Annotated in this window: 10 protein-coding genes; all 10 read left to right on the top strand. The window is 44.4% G+C overall.

The features are described 5' to 3' along the window. Positions 1-397: 397 nt before the first annotated feature. A complete protein-coding gene (locus GK047_RS29870; RefSeq protein WP_346010387.1) occupies positions 398-484 on the top strand; it encodes a DUF4177 domain-containing protein in 87 nt (28 codons plus the stop codon). 700 nt (positions 485-1,184) lie between these two features. Continuing rightward, the gene (locus GK047_RS24540) at positions 1,185-2,132 is read left to right on the top strand and encodes an ABC transporter permease (protein WP_163952734.1); all 948 of its coding nucleotides are present in this window, start codon (positions 1,185-1,187) and stop codon (positions 2,130-2,132) included. 12 nt (positions 2,133-2,144) lie between these two features. Continuing rightward, positions 2,145-3,014 (top strand): carbohydrate ABC transporter permease, encoded by an 870-nt coding sequence (locus tag GK047_RS24535; RefSeq protein WP_163952732.1) that lies wholly within the window; start codon positions 2,145-2,147, stop codon positions 3,012-3,014. A 70-nt stretch (positions 3,015-3,084) separates the two neighbouring features. Next, the gene (locus GK047_RS24530; protein WP_163952730.1) at positions 3,085-4,671 is read left to right on the top strand and encodes an extracellular solute-binding protein; all 1,587 of its coding nucleotides are present in this window, start codon (positions 3,085-3,087) and stop codon (positions 4,669-4,671) included. An 89-nt stretch (positions 4,672-4,760) separates the two neighbouring features. Then, positions 4,761-6,500 carry a sensor histidine kinase gene (locus GK047_RS24525; protein WP_163952727.1) on the top strand — a complete coding sequence of 580 codons (1,740 nt, stop codon included), beginning with the start codon at positions 4,761-4,763 and terminating at the stop codon, positions 6,498-6,500. Beyond that, a complete protein-coding gene (locus tag GK047_RS24520; RefSeq protein WP_240344186.1) occupies positions 6,497-8,122 on the top strand; it encodes a response regulator transcription factor in 1,626 nt (541 codons plus the stop codon). Before GK047_RS24525 ends, GK047_RS24520 begins: the two co-directional genes overlap by 4 nt. A 100-nt stretch (positions 8,123-8,222) precedes the next feature. Continuing rightward, a complete protein-coding gene (locus GK047_RS24515; protein ID WP_163952725.1) occupies positions 8,223-10,448 on the top strand; it encodes an FAD-dependent oxidoreductase in 2,226 nt (741 codons plus the stop codon). Between the two features lie 7 nt (positions 10,449-10,455). After that, the gene (locus GK047_RS24510; protein WP_163952724.1) at positions 10,456-11,667 is read left to right on the top strand and encodes an SGNH/GDSL hydrolase family protein; all 1,212 of its coding nucleotides are present in this window, start codon (positions 10,456-10,458) and stop codon (positions 11,665-11,667) included. A gap of 233 nt (positions 11,668-11,900) precedes the next feature. Next, the gene (locus GK047_RS24505; protein WP_163952722.1) at positions 11,901-16,583 is read left to right on the top strand and encodes a golvesin C-terminal-like domain-containing protein; all 4,683 of its coding nucleotides are present in this window, start codon (positions 11,901-11,903) and stop codon (positions 16,581-16,583) included. After that, a complete protein-coding gene (locus GK047_RS24500; RefSeq protein WP_163952720.1) occupies positions 16,564-16,722 on the top strand; it encodes a hypothetical protein in 159 nt (52 codons plus the stop codon). The genes GK047_RS24505 and GK047_RS24500 overlap by 20 nt, the downstream gene beginning before the upstream one ends. The last annotated feature ends 807 nt before the right edge of the window (positions 16,723-17,529 follow it).

Below are 17,529 nucleotides of genomic sequence, written 5' to 3'. Positions count from 1 at the left end.
CTTAATCTTGACTTTAAACAGTTGGATTAGAACTCAAATTTACCAATTCCCTCTTAGAACGCGCTAGCCTTTATTGTTTCATGGGGATGCTGAATGGATCATAAATTTAATAATACTTTCATAAGAAAAACTTCTAAACTGACGAACAGTGCAAACGAGGAACGATAGCGTAATAATCAGGGAGCAGTTCGCCTCGCGGCAGCTGTTCCCTGGATTCGTTGAGGTAACAGGCAATAGAGCATGGAAGAAGTTGGCTACTGTATAGATCTATTGATGAGGAGAATTGGAACATACAACAATTATAACCGTGTATTATTAAAAACACGGTAAGAACGGATACAAAAATGTAGAAACAACTTTAGATAGGTTTTTCTCTTTCGCAACGCATCGAGAAACAATTGACGAAAATGCAAAAGTAGGATGGAAATTAGTACAGGTCTTACCGACAAACTATAATGGCCATGGTAAACCTACAGCATATTGAGATTATTTTTGAACGACCCATTCAAAAATAATAATATGAGTAATAATGTGGTGGCCGCATCAGAAATTAAACTATCTGGATAACCTTTGTTGAAGGGGATTTCTTTATAAATTGTTTGTAAGAAGTACTTCAAGACTTATTTGTAAATCAGGTTTTCCACTCGAAAACATCACTTCAAAACTTAGTTTGTAAATCGATTTTATAAGAAAAGCCAGCAAACCCTTATGTTTGCTGGCTTCTTGCACTTCAAAACTTATTTGTCACCCAACACTCATTGTTGGGAACAACTCATTGAGGCTTTATTTATTCCGGTGACAACGGATTTATGAAGGTAACGCACGAAGAGTATTTTATAGCCTCTTGTACAGCTCCATTTCCCCTTTGCAATGAGGCTTAACGTCTCCACTCTCGTTAATATAACAATGTCATTCGTGCAACCACTTCGGAACTTTATTTGTCTTTTAAAGAAGAGAGAAGCAGCAGAGCGGGGACAATTAAGTCTTGAAGTTATTTTACAGACAAGGTGAAAGGACCTAGAAACGGTGACGGTCACTCTGTCCGTTTGTTTCTCATGCCTATTGTATTGGAATTTTCCAAGGCTCCACTTACTTAATATCTTATAAGAAATTCTTGAAATTACAGAAATTAATCCGATATGGGGATGCTATTATACAAATAGAAATAAAGACGAGGTGATGATATGCAAGCGAAATTGGCAGCGGACGCCATTCCCCTCCCCCATAAGCGGAATTCATGGATAAGAACGATACAAAAGCATAAAGTGATGTATGCTCTTTTATTCCCGGCATTAGTTTACTTTGCTGTATTCAAATACATTCCTATGGCGGGAATCATTATTGCTTTTAAAAATTATAACCTGGCTTTGGGGCTATGGGATAGCCCATGGGTGGGATTGAAAAACTTTAAAGATTTTATTAATGGCGTTTATTTCTGGGACATCATGAGAAATACGATTATCATATCGCTGTATAAGTTGTTGTTCGGTTTCTCCGCTCCCATCGTATTAGCTTTGCTGCTCAATGAAGTGTATACCCAATGGTTTAAGAAAATCGTACAAACAATCACTTATTTGCCCCATTTTCTGTCATGGGTCATTGTTTATGGACTGATGGTGGCATTATTAGCCCCAGGAGATGGCCTTTTTAATATGATTTTGAAGGAAAATGGTGTTGGGCCGATCTCCTTTCTAACGGAACCTGCCTGGGGCAGACTGCTGATAATCTTATCTGAAATATGGAAGGATATTGGATGGGGAGCGATATTGTACCTTGCCGCATTAGCAGGTATCGATCCAAGCTTATATGAAGCGGCTCGAATTGATGGCGCTTCCAAATGGAGACAGCTATGGCATGTCACATTACCCGGCATTCGAGGTGTCATTATTCTGATGCTGATTCTTAAATTAAGCCATATTCTGGACGCTGGCTTTGACCAAATATTCATGTTTGCCAACAGCTTTAACCAGGAGAAGATCGACATTATCGACACATGGGTTTACCGTGAAGGGTTGGAGCGTCTTAAGATTGGCTTGGCTACTGCTGTGGGATTGTTTAAAGCTGCCATCGGATTTATTTTAGTTTTGGCTGCAAACAAGCTCGCCAAAAAATTTGATGGTCAAATTTGGTGAGGTGGTTTTCGTATGATTAATCTGACAATTGGGGAAAAAGTATGGCAAGCAGCCGTTTATATTATTCTTATTGTGCTATCCCTACTTTGTTTGCTTCCCTTTCTATATGTGGTTGCTGTTTCCGTGACGCCAGAATCGGAAGTGTTAAGAAGAGGAATTGTTATTATACCAGAATCCTTTACTTTTGCAGCCTATAAAGAAGTATTCATTTCTCATGGTATAGGGCAGGCGTATAAAATTACGTTGTTTCGAACGGTTGTAGGCACTGCGCTTAATGTGTTTTTTACGATCATAGCAGCTTATCCATTATCCAAAAAATATTTACCAGGGCGCAGCTCATTTTTAATCTTCATTGTGTTTACCATGATGTTTGGTGGAGGGCTGATTCCGACTTATTTGTTAGTCCGCTCGCTGGGATTGCTGGACAGCCCGTGGGTATTGATTATTCCGCATCTCATTAGTGCTTTTAATCTAGTGATCATTAAAGGCTTTTTCGAGCAATTGCCTGCTGAAATCGAGGAATCGGCGAGGGTTGATGGCGCAAGTGAACTTCAGTCGCTATGGCGGATCATTTTACCTCTGTCCTTGCCCGTTCTTGCCACCGTTTCCTTATTTTATGCAGTGGGGCATTGGAACAGTTATTTCGATGCGATTGTCTACTTGAATGATTCGAACCTAATGCCGCTTCAAGTAGTCTTGCGCAACATTCTGCTTAACGTCGCAACACAAAGCGCTGATTCGATTGCCAATTCCGGGACGGTCAGCAAGTTCGCTGTGCAAATGGCGGCTGTCGTCGTGACGACGGTTCCGATTTTGATCGTTTATCCTTTTATGCAGAAGCATTTTACGAAGGGTGTGCTCATGGGATCGATTAAAGGTTAAAGGCAATTCCTACCTAGGTTGTTACGGGGACACCATGATAATATATATACAAGCAAAAGGAGAGGTCAATATGCAACGTAAAAAGCTTTCATTTACTGTCCTGGCTGCTATCGTAGGGCTGGGAACGCTATTGTCAGGATGTGGGGACCAAGAAGTAGTGAAGCCGACAGCTTCAAGCAGCCCTCAATCCGAGGCTAACAAGTTTGCGAACAAAATGAAAATTTCGATGTTTAACCAAGGTACTTTCAACGCTGCCGCTCCAATACCTCCGCGTGATGAAGATATTCAACGCCAAATTTTGGAAAAGGCGATGAATATCGACTTGGATATGATGATTCCTCAAGCTGGGCAAGCAACAACCAAACTGAATACGCTCATTGCAGGCGGGGATATTCCAGATTTGCTCTTCTTGAAGAGTCGGTCCGATCTCGCGCAATATTATGACCAAGGCGTTCTAGCAGATTTGACTCCGTACCTGGATCAATTTCCCGAATTGCAGAAGCGTTTCGGTAAAGACTCCTGGGATGCGACGTCATATCTGGGAAAAACCATTGGAGTTCCAGGTTATGATAATGTAAACGGCATCAGTCGAAGCTTCTTCATCCGCAACGATTGGCTGAAAAAGCTGAATATGAAAGTGCCGACAACCCCTGACGAGCTGTTCGAAGTGATGAAAGCCTTTACGGAGAAAGACCCAGACGGAAACGGCAAAAACGATACGTACGGATTCATAGGCGGTATGAATAAAGAAGGCAATTTGCAAACCTACGGCTTCGATAGCTTAATGTGGATGTTTGGTGTCAATCCTCCCTCAGCCATTGAAGTGAAAGACAATAAACCGGTGTTCCTGTTTATCGATCCCAAAATGAAGGAAGCGCTCGCTTACATCAATAAAATGATGGAAGCCAAAGTTGTAGACCCTGACTGGATGACGATGAATACGCCCGATTTGTTGGACCAAAAGTTATTTAAAGGTAAAGTTGGTTTCATGATTAGAGATGCCCGCAGACTGGAACCGGATTATCAGCAGAAAATGAAAGAAATCGGCGGAGAAGTACCGGAATGGATCATCATTCCTCCAATGAAAGGGCCTTACGGCGATCAAATCGTGGAGAGAAAATCGTTCCAAGGCAATTCATGGGCCATTTCCAAGAAAGCGGGCAAGGACAAAATCATTCGGATCTTGTCTATGCTGGAATATCTCTTTACGGACAAGGAAGCCTATCCGAATTTCGCATACGGTATCAAAGGGATTCATTGGGATATCGTGGATGGCAAGGTCAAAAATAAAACCTCTGAGTTATCGAAGGAAATGAAAGAAAAGTATCTATGGGTTGATCATTATAGAATGCCGCGCCGTGGCGATGATGCCGAGTACTTCAACTTCCAGAATCCGAAGACGGCAGAAGCTTTCACGAACAATCAGAAATATGTGGGACTTACTTTGCCCGGAAATTTATTGACTGCAGACCCGAGCGATACCTTGGCAGCTGACCGCACACGTTTCATTAATGAAAGCTTAGTCAAATTTATGACGGGCAAAGACCCTCTTACCAACTGGGATAATTTCCTCAAAACCTTGGATACCAAGTTTGACATGCAGAAATATAAGGATACAGCAATCAAGCAATTTAAAGAAGATGGCCTAATCAAGTAAATAAACAAAGAGAGAGGCGATAAATAGCCCCTCTCTTTGTTGTCCTATGCTATTCTTAGTTTAATACAGATTTAAAAGGAAGATGACCGATGCGAAGAAGAATCAGCTTGCCTTTAAAACTATTTTTTATCGTGTTTGCATTTGTATTAAGCTGCATCATCTTGATAAGCCAACTGTCCTATCGCTATGTCCAAAAGGAAATAAGGACCAATGGTATTTATTACACAAACCAAATATTGGACAAAGTTGACCAGTATTTAACGGTTAATTTTTCCTCTTTCCAAACGATCTTGTTCTCGGTCGAAACATCGGTGAAAGCAAACATTAACAATACGGAAGTGATTAAAAAGCAATTAAGAGAGCTGTATGAGCTCAATAGTAATTACGTCAGTAACATTTACTTGATCAATAGTGATTTATCCATTCTAGGCGGAAGTACGCCGACGCGAATTTTCGATGAACCCTTATCTGACAGAAAACCGTTGTTTGATGCGGCCGACAAGAACAAACGGACTACCTTTGTCAGTGATCCTTATAAATCCAAGTATTCCGGCTGGACAGTTACGATGGTTCGATATCTGAATGGCTCTCCGTTTCCTATGGCCATTGCGATAGATTTGGATCTAAATGCCATTGAAGAAACCTTGTTCAAGATTAATAAAAAAGAACAAATGAATCTGGCCCTGATTACCACATCGGGCAAAATTATTGCCGGATTTTCAGAAAATAGAGGTCCCCTGAATATTCAAGATCATACGTTTTCAATCGGGGAAATGTCGGCGGAACAAATTCTTGATACTACGGGAACAAGCTTTCAACTGCATACCAAGGATGGCATGCCGGTCTCCATTTTGAAGAAATCGATAGAGAAATTCAATTGGTCCATCATCTCGATCAACGATGAATCTCGTTTGGAAGCTGCGTTGTCCAGATTGGAAACCTATTATATTGGGCTTCTGGTTGCCGGTCTTCTATTAAGTCTGTTCATTTCCTTTTTTATTGCCAAATATATAAGGAATCCGCTCTATGCGCTCAAAACAAAAATGAAACGGGTGGAGCAAGGCGGTCTGACAACGACAATGACGATGAACCGAAATGATGAATTCGGCGACCTTTCCCGAGCCTTCGACCGTATGCTGCAACAAATTGTGGAACTGATTCGGCGAGCAGAGCTTCATAATGAACTTGAGCGGAAGCTGGAGATCCAAGTACTGCAATCGCAAATAAATCCTCATTTTTTGTATAACACGCTTGGATCTATTAGCAATGTTATACGTCTGGGACAAATAGAGAAAGTAGATGTGGTGATCGGGTCTCTCATTTCAATATTGGAATACGGGATAGCCGATGCTTCGGAGAAGGTTTCACTACGTCAGGAATTGCAAAATGTAGCGGACTATATCGCGATCCAGAACATCCGTTATAACAGGCACTTCCACTTGATTGAGAATATCGAAGATGGATTAATGGATTTCCCCGTATTTCGAATGCTGCTGCAGCCCATTGTGGAGAATAGTATCTTCCATGGCTATAACGGAGGGGGAATCGAAGGTTCGATTACTATTCATGCATACGAGCAGGGCGGCATCGTCATGATAGAAGTCGTTGATCAAGGCGAAGGTATTCCAAAGGATCGAATAAAGCATATTCTAGATTCAGAACCGAGTGATCTAGAGCTAAAAAGGAAAAGAATTGGGTTAAACAATATTCATGGTCGAATAAGACTTCACTACGGAGAACAGTTCGGGCTGCAAATCATTAGCATACCGAATGAAATAACCCGTGTCCGCGCAATATTCCCAGCAGGCATGTTTAAAGGAGATGCATGATGGTGAGAAACTACACCTGCTTCATCGTTGATGATGAAGATCTAATCATCCAAAGATTGGAACTGTTTTTTAGCGAGCTCTCCCATAAGGAAGGGCGATTCCATTTGGTGGGCAAAGCGAATAATGGGCAGAAGGGGATCGAGGAGATCTTACGGCTTAAGCCGGATATCGTAATAACCGATATCGTCATGCCACGAATGGATGGAATTTCTATGATTGAGCAGTTAAAGCCGGAGCTGCCCCATACCCAATACATTCTTTTGACTGCCTATTCGTCTTTTGAGTACGCTCAGAGAGCTATTCATGCCAACGTATTGGAGTACATTGTTAAGGTTCCGCTCAGGGAAGCGGATTTGGATCGAGCTTTGGATAAGGCAGCCGGAATTTTGGATGAGGTTAAGAAAAAAGAAGAGGAATTTCAATCTTTAAACGTATCCGTTCTTGAAAATAAATATAGAGTCCGTAAGCAATTTTTTAACGAGCTGATCAGAGGCGAAATCCCTTCTCATCGGGCATCCGATTTCGCCAATCGTATGCAGTTCCATTTCTTTCAAGCCAACTATTGCTGCTTTATTGTTGAAATGAATCTGTATGAAAGTTTTCGCCATGAATATTCAGCGGTTGACCAAAACATCTTGAAATATGCGATTACGAATGTAATCGAAGAAACGGTGATGAATTGTGGCAAGGGTGTAGTTACGGATTTCTCCGATAATCGTTTTATTGGCTTTCTTTCCTGGGAAAATAATCGCAGTGAGATGGATACGGAATATGCTTGCCAGACATTGGGGAGTCAGATCGTCTCTCATTTGCATCAATATTTGAATCAAAGGGTATCCGTCGCTTTTGGCGGTCCGCACCGAGGCTGGGAATCCATCAAACAAGCTTACTCGGAAGCTAATCATGTGAGTGAGGATTTCTATTATCATGCAGAGAAAGTAGTGAAAACACCCGCGCATCGGTTCCATTACCGTAATGACAGAAAGGTGGATTTTCAGCAGAAACTGGCTAATTTCCTTGCATGGGTGCAAAGAAAGGTTTCCAAGGAAGAGCTGGAGAAAGAATTTGCTGATTTAAACCAATTTGTTACGGATCATAAAATCCATAAGTCCATCATGGCACCTATGCTTCGAGACTTGTACAGAGACATTGCTGTGAAATTTAAATCGGGGAACATGTTGACCACAGATGTGGCAGAGTTTCCCATCGAGTTCATGGCATTTCGGGAACAGCTAGCGTATATTGGCGACTTCACATACGAATATGTACACGCTGGCCAACTTTTACATCGGGCAGAAATCATGAGTGCCATGCGGTTTATAGAGAAAAACCTGAACCAGCGTTTAACGTTGGAGGCTATTGCCGAGGAAGTGAATTTAGCTCCATCGTATTTTAGCAGTCTTTTCAAAAAAACAATGAACGAAGGCGTTATCAGCTACATCAACCGTAAAAAAATTCAATTGGCTCTCGAGCTGTTAAATGTTCAGGATTATTCTTTATTGGAATTGTGTGAGGAAGTTGGAATTGTAAATGAAGGGTATTTTTGTAAATTATTTAAAGAATATACAGGCGATACACCCAAGCAATATCGGATAAAAATGACACGGTATGAATCCAAATAAGGTTGCAAAAAAATGTATGAATTTTTCGCGAAATCATGTAAAAAAACGGGGTTCAAAAGAATTACCATGATAGATGTATCTAATCATGGAGGTTATCACAATGGAGCTTATTAAAGCGGATGTAACCGTCGTAGGCGGAGGTATTGCTGGGCTATGCGCCGCCATTGCTGCCGCACGTCAAGGGCTGCAAGTTTCACTTATTAATGATCGACCGGTTCTTGGGGGGAATGCCAGCAGCGAGGTCAGGGTTCATATCAACGGGTCGGCCTATCTTGGAAATAGTCCATCCTATTATGCGCGTGAGGGCGGGTTGGTGGAAGAACTCAAACTGAGGATTTTCCACTATAATCCGCTATATAACAAGAAGCTTATGCTCTCGCTCTCGGATACGGTCCTGTTGGATATGGTCTATGATGAGCCTAACATTTCTCTATTTTTGAATACCTGCGTGCATGAAACGGGAATGGAGAACGGAAGAATTAAATGGGTGGAAGGACTTCAATTGGCTTCCGAAAGGAAATTCCGTTTTGAAAGCCGAACCTACATCGATTGCTCCGGAGACGGGGTTGTCGGATATCAGGCAGGTGCGCTCTTCCGATGGGGGAGAGAAGCGAGGCATGAATACAAGGAAGACTTGGCTCCCGAAGTGGCGGATCATTACACCATGGGAGACACGATCCTGTTTCAAGCCCGTGACGTCGAATATTCCGTTCCGTACAAGCGGCCTGGCTTTGCGTATGATATTACGAAGCTGGACTTTTTCGATAGTATCAGAAAAGGCTTGAACCATCGGGCTTTCCCTAGAAAAATCAACGGGCTCGGCGGATTGTGGTGGCTGGAATACGGCGGACATATGGATGTTATCGCAAACAATGAAGACATCGCATTGGAGCTGCGGAAATTGGTTTACGGGATTTGGGATTATATCAAAAATAGCGGCGAATTTGATGATGTGGACAATCTCATCTTGGATTATGTATGCCCGATTCCGGGAAAGCGGGAGTCGAGGCGGTTTATAGGGGATCACATGTTGTCTCAGAACGATCTTACAGCAAAGCCGCATTTCGAAGATGCTGTATCCGTTGGGGGATGGTATATGGATTTACATGCTGCTAAGGGCATCTACGATGAGGGGCCGGCTACAGCATGGAATTTCGTGCCTGGCTTGTACAATATTCCGTTCCGTAGTTTATTTTCCCGCAATATTCCTAATCTCATGTTCGCTGGTCGCAATATAAGTGCTACCCATGTTGCTTTCGGTTCTACAAGAGTAATGGCTACCTGCGGTTGTATGGGGCAGGCGGTTGGAACGGCTGCTTCGTTATGTTTGAAATATGAGGTAGACCCCGCAGCCATAGTCGAGGCTCATATGGGGGAGCTGCAGGCGCTGCTGCTTCGAGACGGACAAACGATTGTAGGGCTTCAAGAGGAATTGGATCCTTACTTCGCTGACGGATTAAATATTCGTGCCTCGTCTCAGCGCAGCTATGCCAATCCTCATCCAACCGAAGCGATTCCTTTGGAGCAAGGGTTATGTTTGGTCTTGCCGATTCAGACATCCGTGGCGGAAAGCGTACGGATTAAAATTAAAAATATTTCCGAGCATTCGGAAACTCTGCATGTGAAGCTGTTTGGCGGGGAACGGAAGGAAAATTACATTCCAGACAGCGAGTTGAAAGACTACCGCTTGGCTATTGCAGCTGGTCATGACGACTGGACTACGCTGGACTTGGGCTGCAAGAAGCCGGCGGACGACAAAATTTACATCGTACTGGAAGGTACAGCAAAGCTTGCCGTTTACGGCAATGAAGAGAAAATGACAGGAGCGGTCAGCTTCCATTATAGGCCGGAAGTGCCATCCAGGCTGAAGAAATTCAATAAAAGCATTTGCTTTAAGGACCTGCTGCCATCCCAGAATATGTATAATCCCGAGAATCTCGTCAACGGCTACTCCAGGCCCTATGGCCTGCCAAACGGCTGGATTTCCGAACGTACAGAAGGACAGGAATGGTTGGAATTCTCTTTTGCAAGCCCCAAAAATCTGGACGAAATCCATCTTGTTTTCAATTCGCAGTTGGATTTGGAGCATTTCGACGATCCGATCGAGTCCCTTATCCAAGATTATGATGTGATCTTGACCTTAGAAGACGGAACGGAGAGGGAAATCGTAATCCGTGGCAATTATCTCACGTTGAATAAACATAAGGTGGATGCGGAAGGTGTAACCCGAATTCAGATTAATTTCTGCGCAACTTACGGTTCGCCTTATCATGAAGTGTTTGCTGTAAAATTGTTTGCTCCTACAACGATAAGTGAGGTCAGGTGAAGTCGCGATGAAGGAATTATTCCCTCGAAGAGGGCTACCTAATGTAATTCAGAAGTTGGAAAATAGGGAAACCGTGACAATCGTCTATTTTGGCGGCAGTAATACGCGTTCTGAAGGATATAGAGTCATGACGGCGGATTGGCTTCGTGGGCAATATCCCAAGGCGGATATCCGCTGTGTGAATGCAGGCATTTCTGGGACAGGGTCGGATTTGGGCTGCGCCCGTTTGGAGAGAGATGTGCTGCGTCATCAGCCTGATCTAGTGTTTGTTGAATTTGTCGGCAACGATGGCGGAGTGCCCGAGTCCAAGGCGCGGATCGAAGGGATCGTCCGTCAAATACGTAAGCGGAGCCGGTTTACTGATATCCTGTTCATTTATACGCTGAAGGAGCGGGATGTGGCCTTATTTCAGTCCGGGGAATACCAAAAGGGGGCTCTTATGCAAGAGGAAGTGGCCGATTATTACGGTATTCCTTCGATTCATCTGGGCGTAGCGGTCAGTCATTTGGTGTCGGAGGGAAAGCTCATTTTTACCTCAGGGGCAGACAAGTCCATTCCCGGAGCCATTGTTTTTACGCATGATTCGATCCATCCGACAATTCCCGAAGGACACCAGATTTACACAGATACGATCACTCGGTCGTTTGAGAAAATGAGCGAACTTCAAGGTCACTTGGGAAGAGTCGAACATAACTTGCCTCAGGCCCATTTGGTCCCGGCCAATCCTTGGGAGTACGCGACTATGCTGCCGCTGGATGGTCATGCCCATTTATCGGCTGGATGGTCCTACGTGACTCCCGATGATTCAGCTTTGGCCCGAGAGTATGATTGGTTGTTCTCCGGCCTATGGCGAGCGGTCGATCCGGGGGAGGCTATCACGGTGCAGTTCGAAGGCACACACATTGGACTGTTCGATATCGGGGGGCCAGATTCCGGCAGATTGAAGGTGACGGTGGACGGCGGGGATCCCTTCCTTGTGGATCGATTCACACCGCATAACGATCATAATCGGAATCAGTATGTTTTCTTGCCGGAGCTCCCGAATGGGAAGCATACGGTTCGCTTCGAAGTCGATACCGAGAAGACAGACAAAGCGGCCGTGTTTGAGGTATGCGGTAATGAACGAAGCATTGAGCATGTTCGGCAGCATCCGGATTGGTACGATCAAACAGTGATCCAGCTTGGCAAGTTGTTGTTAGTACAGCCGCCATTAGTGTAGTTTAAAGTCGTTTTATTCCTAATGTAAAACTTGCAACGTATCTGACTGCTGTTGAGCAGACGAATACGTTGCAGGTTTATTTTTTACTTAAAATCTTATAAGAAATTAAAGAAATTAAAGAAATTTCACGGTTAAGCGACATGCTATGATATCAAAGACAAAGGGGAGATTAACCAGTAGGATGCGGATAATTGCTTCTTTGCGATCATGTGAATAAAGGAGGTTGCGAATATTTGAAAGCGCTACCAATTCAAGGGAAGGAAGTGAGCTGTATGATAAAGATGAAGCTGTTTTTCTTAATCGTTTTCATCATGACGATAATAGTTCCATTAAGCCTATTCGGAATAAGGACGGCTAGTGCGGAGACTGTACCGTTCAAGACCATTATCATCGATGACGGGAGCCTCACGATTGATGGTGTCGTCACCACTGATGTGGATAACAAGAATAACGGATACTCGGCTCCTTATTGGAGCACTAGTACAGGAGTGAAGGGGTATAATAATTCCAGTTCCAACTATACAGATGCGGTGGGAAGAAGCATCACATGGAATCCGCGATTGGAAGCAGGAACAGCGAGAATATCGTTCAACAAGCTTAATTGGGCGGATAAAGCAGATAGTAATGTAAAAATCGAAATTGTGCATAATGGGATTACGGATGTCATGTTTATGGATCTCAGGCCCTCGTCGGGACCATCTGTTGGATGGGTTGATTTGGGGGAGTATTATTTCAGTGGTAATGATACCGAATTTGTCAGACTGACTCGAACGCAACCTACGACGGGCACCATCATTACGCGGGCAGATAGCGTCAAGTTCGAAGGGAATATTCGTCAGCAGGCTCCACCGTTGCCTCCGCTGCGTAGCCGCACATTGGCGAATCTCAGTTATACGGAAAAAGGCAGCATCGAGAACGGAAGCTATAAGGCGACCTTCTATGAAGCTGCTTGGGATGGAGGCAAATCCATCGTTCGTGATCTGTTCTACAAGGACACGGATACGGGGAACTGGGTAGCAATCAATAATGTGGCGGAAAGACTTGAAGAACAATGGGTCTTGTTGGACGGGAACGCAGGAAGTCGTACCAATTACTATGATACGATGAACAAACGCTGGATTACATTCGACGGGATCAATTTCCCTGATAGCCACACGGCGGTATTAACCGATTCTTCGCATGGAAGCGATTACGATTTACAAGTGAACTGGTCCCTGTCTGGGGACAAACCAGATGTTTCCTTCGCCTTTACACCTCGCCGGGATGGCAATTATGTGATCGGCTATCAGTCTTTCACCACAGAGCAAATCTCTGGCATCAATGAAGTGTTAAATGGTTTCAGATCGCATGCCAAAATGGTAGGTTCGGTGGAATCAACAAGCTTAAGAGAGCTGAGCGCTCCGATGAGTCTGGTTGAAAAGAATGACGGCGCGGGGAACGCTTTGACGTATGGCGTATTTGTACCATCGGAAGAGCTTCCGGTCGAATTTGAACCGACGGGAGGCGTTACCAAACAACGGCTGGGCATGAGTCTTGTCAACAACGAAGGCAGCGTGCAGCCGATCCTGTATGCTCCTCAACTAGGAACTTATTCGGAAATGACTGCGGAAAGCACGTATCAATTTCATATGGGGCTAATCGCTCAAAGCAGCAGTCTATATAAGGCCTACGGGGATATTCTCCGCAGTGAATATGGTTATTCGGCTTACCGGGAAAATGTCGCTGAACAGTCGCTTACGGATGCGATGTTCAATATGATCGATCTGCTCAAGATTGAGCCTCAGGGTGACGACTCTGTTAATTATGTTCCGTCGCCCAGCGGGTGGTGGAACCGAGCCAAGGGCTTCATTGACATCGAGAACGAGGATAGCGTTCGAACAACATCAAATGCGGTTCTTCTGGGAGCTTACTATTTGACCGGAGACGACCAGCTTTACGATACGAGAGCGCTGCCGTCCATCCAGTACGGTGTATCGCGAAATGGTATCGGTTGGTCACCGACACAGAAGCCCGTATATGGCGTGCCGTCGTTATGGAAAATGGCAACCTTGCCATTCGATGTTTCAAGCGTAGCCGCTGTCAATCAGATGATGGGCACATCGCCTGGAATTCGAGCGCTGGGGCAGCAAGAGTACCTTGTGCGCAATCCGGATCAGAAAGATCGCGGACCTGTCATTCAGCCCCTGATGATGTATCGTATGACGGGGGATGCGCAGTATTTACAGGCTGCCAAGGATGCAGCCGACAGCTATATCACTCAGAATATCGATACTCCTGAATCCGTGAATGTGAGTAAAAATGAGTTTATTTATTATTATAGCAAGCTGTGGATGGAAATCTTGGAGCTTTACGAGGAAACGAGGGATCCCAAATACTTGAATGCCGCGTACAAGGAAGCCAAACAGTACGCTACCATGTTCGTTGCTCGTCCGGTTCCCGGAGGCACCGTTACGATTCCGCAGCCGGAGACGTATAATTACGCGGAGTCATTCCATTGGCCGGCAAGCGGTAAATACAATTATCCTAGGAGCAAGCTCCCAGAAGATGTAGCCGGGGGCGTACAAGCGGACAGTTGGCTTGTTTCACCCAACGGGTTGACATTTGAAGCGGGAAGTACAACCAACTATTATCGGATGAATGCGCAGGAGGCTCCATTCATGCTGAGATTGTCGCTCTACACAGGCGATAAACTGCTGCAGGATATCGCTCATAATGCGGTCATTGGACGCTATTCCAGCTATCCAGGTTATTACTATAAGGGCTTCGCCGTTAGTCAGCTGGAACCGGATTTTGCTTTGGAAGGTCCCAGCGGGGCCACATCCATCTATTATCACCACATGCCAGCGCAGCTCGGGCAAACGATGGATTATCTGATCAGCGAACAATCGCTGAAATCGAATGGGAACATTACATTCCCTTCTGTTTTCGAAACTAATTTTCTATGGTTCAAATATCACCTCTATGGGAATAAACCAGGTCAATTCTACGGTAATTCGAACGTTTGGCTCTGGATGCCCAAAGGGGTTATCCAGACCAACAATCCTCAATTGAACTGGATAACGGGGGAAAGTGGAAATAAGTTCTACATTGGATTAAGCAACGAATCGACTGCTGAAGTACAGACTCCAATCGAATTGAATGCACAACTTATTGGGTTCGACCCAGCACAAGATTATACCGTAACCATCATTCGCGATAATGGCACACCAGAGCAAGCGGTCATGAGTGGCGGAATCATTCAGGCCACGGTTTCAAGCAAGGGAATGACAGCAATCATTGTGGAAGGACTTAACATTGATGTACCACTGCATCAGGTTAGAACGGCTGATACATCGGATGCAAGCTATTTTTTCGATGTTCACAGTCCAATAGATGCTGTTAAAGGCATGCTAATCGTCAAGCCCGACGAAACGTCCTACGATGCTTACGTAGAGGCCAAAACAACGAAACCAGCGACGATCCATTACTCATTGGACGGCGGGGCCACGTACACAACCGTTCCAGATACGATCTATCCGATGGAATGGTCGATACGGGTAAACGATTTATCCCAAACCTTCACTTATTATGTGGAATCGAACGGGAAACAGACCCGCAAGCGAACGCTATATCTGCCTGATCAGGTAACGGTTACGCCGGTCCAACCGGATTGGCAGGAGGGGTCCTCCATCATTGTGGATAATACGGAGGCGGAGACAGAAGGCGTCTGGATACGGGATACAACGGCTAATGACTATTACTACGATAACTATGTGTATGCCAAATCAATTTCAGGTACAGCGACTAGCAAGATTGTCTGGCGGCCCGAGCTGCCGGAAAGTGTTACTTATAGCGTGTATTACAAGCTTCCGCAAATAACCGCCACGAGTGAAAATTGGGCAACCAATGCCGCCTTTACCGTTTATTACAGCGGGGGTTCACAGACGGTTACCGTTGATGAGACAACGGCCAATGGGACGTGGGTGTTCCTGGGAGCTTATCCTTTTGCAGCAGGCGATAGTGGATATGTTGAATTAACCAACAAGGCCAATAAGTCGCGGGTAGTTGCCGATGCGATGATGTGGGTGGATCCGAATCGGATGCCGCTGCTGGAGTCGGTGGCCATCCTGTCGAATCAGGATGAGCTGCAGATGACTCGAGCTGCTCAATTGAGTGTAACCGGTTATTTGGATAACGGTCTGATCGGTGATCTGGCACATGCCAATGTGCAGTATTTTGTTGATAGAACCGATCTGGCTGTAGTGGACAGCAGCGGTTTGTTGACCCTTCAAAGCCTTGATGGAGCCACAGACCATATCACGGTGTGGGCCACTGTAACGATGGACGGAGTGACCTTAACAACACCGCCTTTGGCTATAACGATTAAGGACCTGACGGTTATTGTCGACAGCACGAATACGACCGGGTTATACACTACGGAAGGGTCTTGGAGCCAAAGCAATTTAGCCGGCTACAAAATTGGTGTTAAGTCCCGCTACTCTACAGTTCAAGGATCATCGGCGACGTGGAAGGCTCAGTTTCCTGAGGGAAGATATACGGTCTCGATCTACAAACTCGTCCACACAACGGCAAACGATAATCATGTCAAAGTGGAAGTGAAGCATCAGTCGGTTACCGAGACCACGTATATCGACGCGACAGTCGGCTCGTCGGGTTGGGTTAATCTGGGAACGTTCGACTTTACAGGAGACGGCAGTGAGTATGTTCGTTTAACCAGAGAGACTCAGACAACGGTAGATCCGCCAACCCTCCCTGCCGATATGATCTATACGAGGGCTGATGCAGTCAAATTCGAACGGCATTCCGTCAGTCCGGCATTGCTTGCGAACGGGGTGCCAGGTAAACCGACACTTTCGAATAATCGTGGTGTTGCGACAGGCTTACATGAAGGCAATTATGAGGTTACGATGCATTGATCAAGACGGCCGAGATACGTTGGGCTACCGTTCTACTGACATAGCTGGCAACGTGGAAACGTTGAAAACGGTTAATATTCAGTTGGCTATGACGCAAATTATACGAGGAATGCTGTGTGGAAAAATTAACGTACGCTAAACGGTTACATCGCACGAAGAAGGGCAATATTAAAGCAACCATTTTTCTTGTCCGAAAAAGCTTTCAAAATACAACAGAAATATTACCCGCTTTTCACAGTGCAGAACGAATGATCAAATACTCAAATTGTCTTCGTATGATTTAAACATGATTAACGCCAGAACCCCTTTTCTGCTTGTCAAAATGTGTTTTACGGCACGAATTGCTTTACTGAATTACTCAGAGGGAGGCGATTTGATTAATTTGTCAGAAGTACTTCAAAACAAATTTGTAAATACAGTCAATTTGGCTATTAAACCACTTCAGAACTTTATTTGTGATTTTATTTTCAGAAAAAGCCAGCAAACCCTTGAGTTTGCTGGTTTCTTGCACTTCAAAACATATTTGTAATCCAACAAGTAGTAATGGGTGACAAATAAGTTTTGAAGTAGACGATAAAGTTTTGAAGTGACAAATAAAGTTCTGAAGTATAGAAATTGATATTTTAGGTGATATTGTAATGCACTGCCGACATGGATTGAAAGCCGCGTTGCGATTGGGCGGGATAAGATATCCGGGAGAATTTTGACAGATTAATAGCATAAGTCCAAGCCAATATATTAACCAATTCATACACTATTACTATCTTGGTGATTAGGAGGGTGATAGGAATGGGATTAATATTTAATCGAAATGTTAGGGTTACTTTTTTCTCGGGTTTTAACTTTACTGGAAGAAGTCTATCATTTAGACGAGGCGTGGCAGTTTCAAATCTGGGATTATTCGGTTTTGACAACATCATCTCCAGTTTCCGGCTAAGAAATGTTG

This window comes from Paenibacillus sp. SYP-B3998, from assembly GCF_010820665.1.
Classification (GTDB): Bacteria; Bacillota; Bacilli; order Paenibacillales; family NBRC-103111; genus Paenibacillus_E.
This window is presented reverse-complemented; position numbering and strand designations above follow the sequence as displayed.

What these genes read in the sequence shown, in the direction of transcription:
- GK047_RS24510 (WP_163952724.1), top strand. Translation starts at nt 10,456, where the DNA reads ATGAAGGAATTATTCCCTCGAAGAGGGCTACCTAATGTAATTCAGAAG.
- GK047_RS24515 (WP_163952725.1), top strand. Translation starts at nt 8,223, where the DNA reads ATGGAGCTTATTAAAGCGGATGTAACCGTCGTAGGCGGAGGTATTGCT.
- GK047_RS24525 (WP_163952727.1), top strand. Translation starts at nt 4,761, where the DNA reads ATGCGAAGAAGAATCAGCTTGCCTTTAAAACTATTTTTTATCGTGTTT.
- GK047_RS24540 (WP_163952734.1), top strand. Translation starts at nt 1,185, where the DNA reads ATGCAAGCGAAATTGGCAGCGGACGCCATTCCCCTCCCCCATAAGCGG.
- GK047_RS24535 (WP_163952732.1), top strand. Translation starts at nt 2,145, where the DNA reads ATGATTAATCTGACAATTGGGGAAAAAGTATGGCAAGCAGCCGTTTAT.
- GK047_RS24520 (WP_240344186.1), top strand. Translation starts at nt 6,497, where the DNA reads ATGATGGTGAGAAACTACACCTGCTTCATCGTTGATGATGAAGATCTA.
- GK047_RS24530 (WP_163952730.1), top strand. Translation starts at nt 3,085, where the DNA reads ATGCAACGTAAAAAGCTTTCATTTACTGTCCTGGCTGCTATCGTAGGG.
- GK047_RS24500 (WP_163952720.1), top strand. Translation starts at nt 16,564, where the DNA reads ATGAGGTTACGATGCATTGATCAAGACGGCCGAGATACGTTGGGCTAC.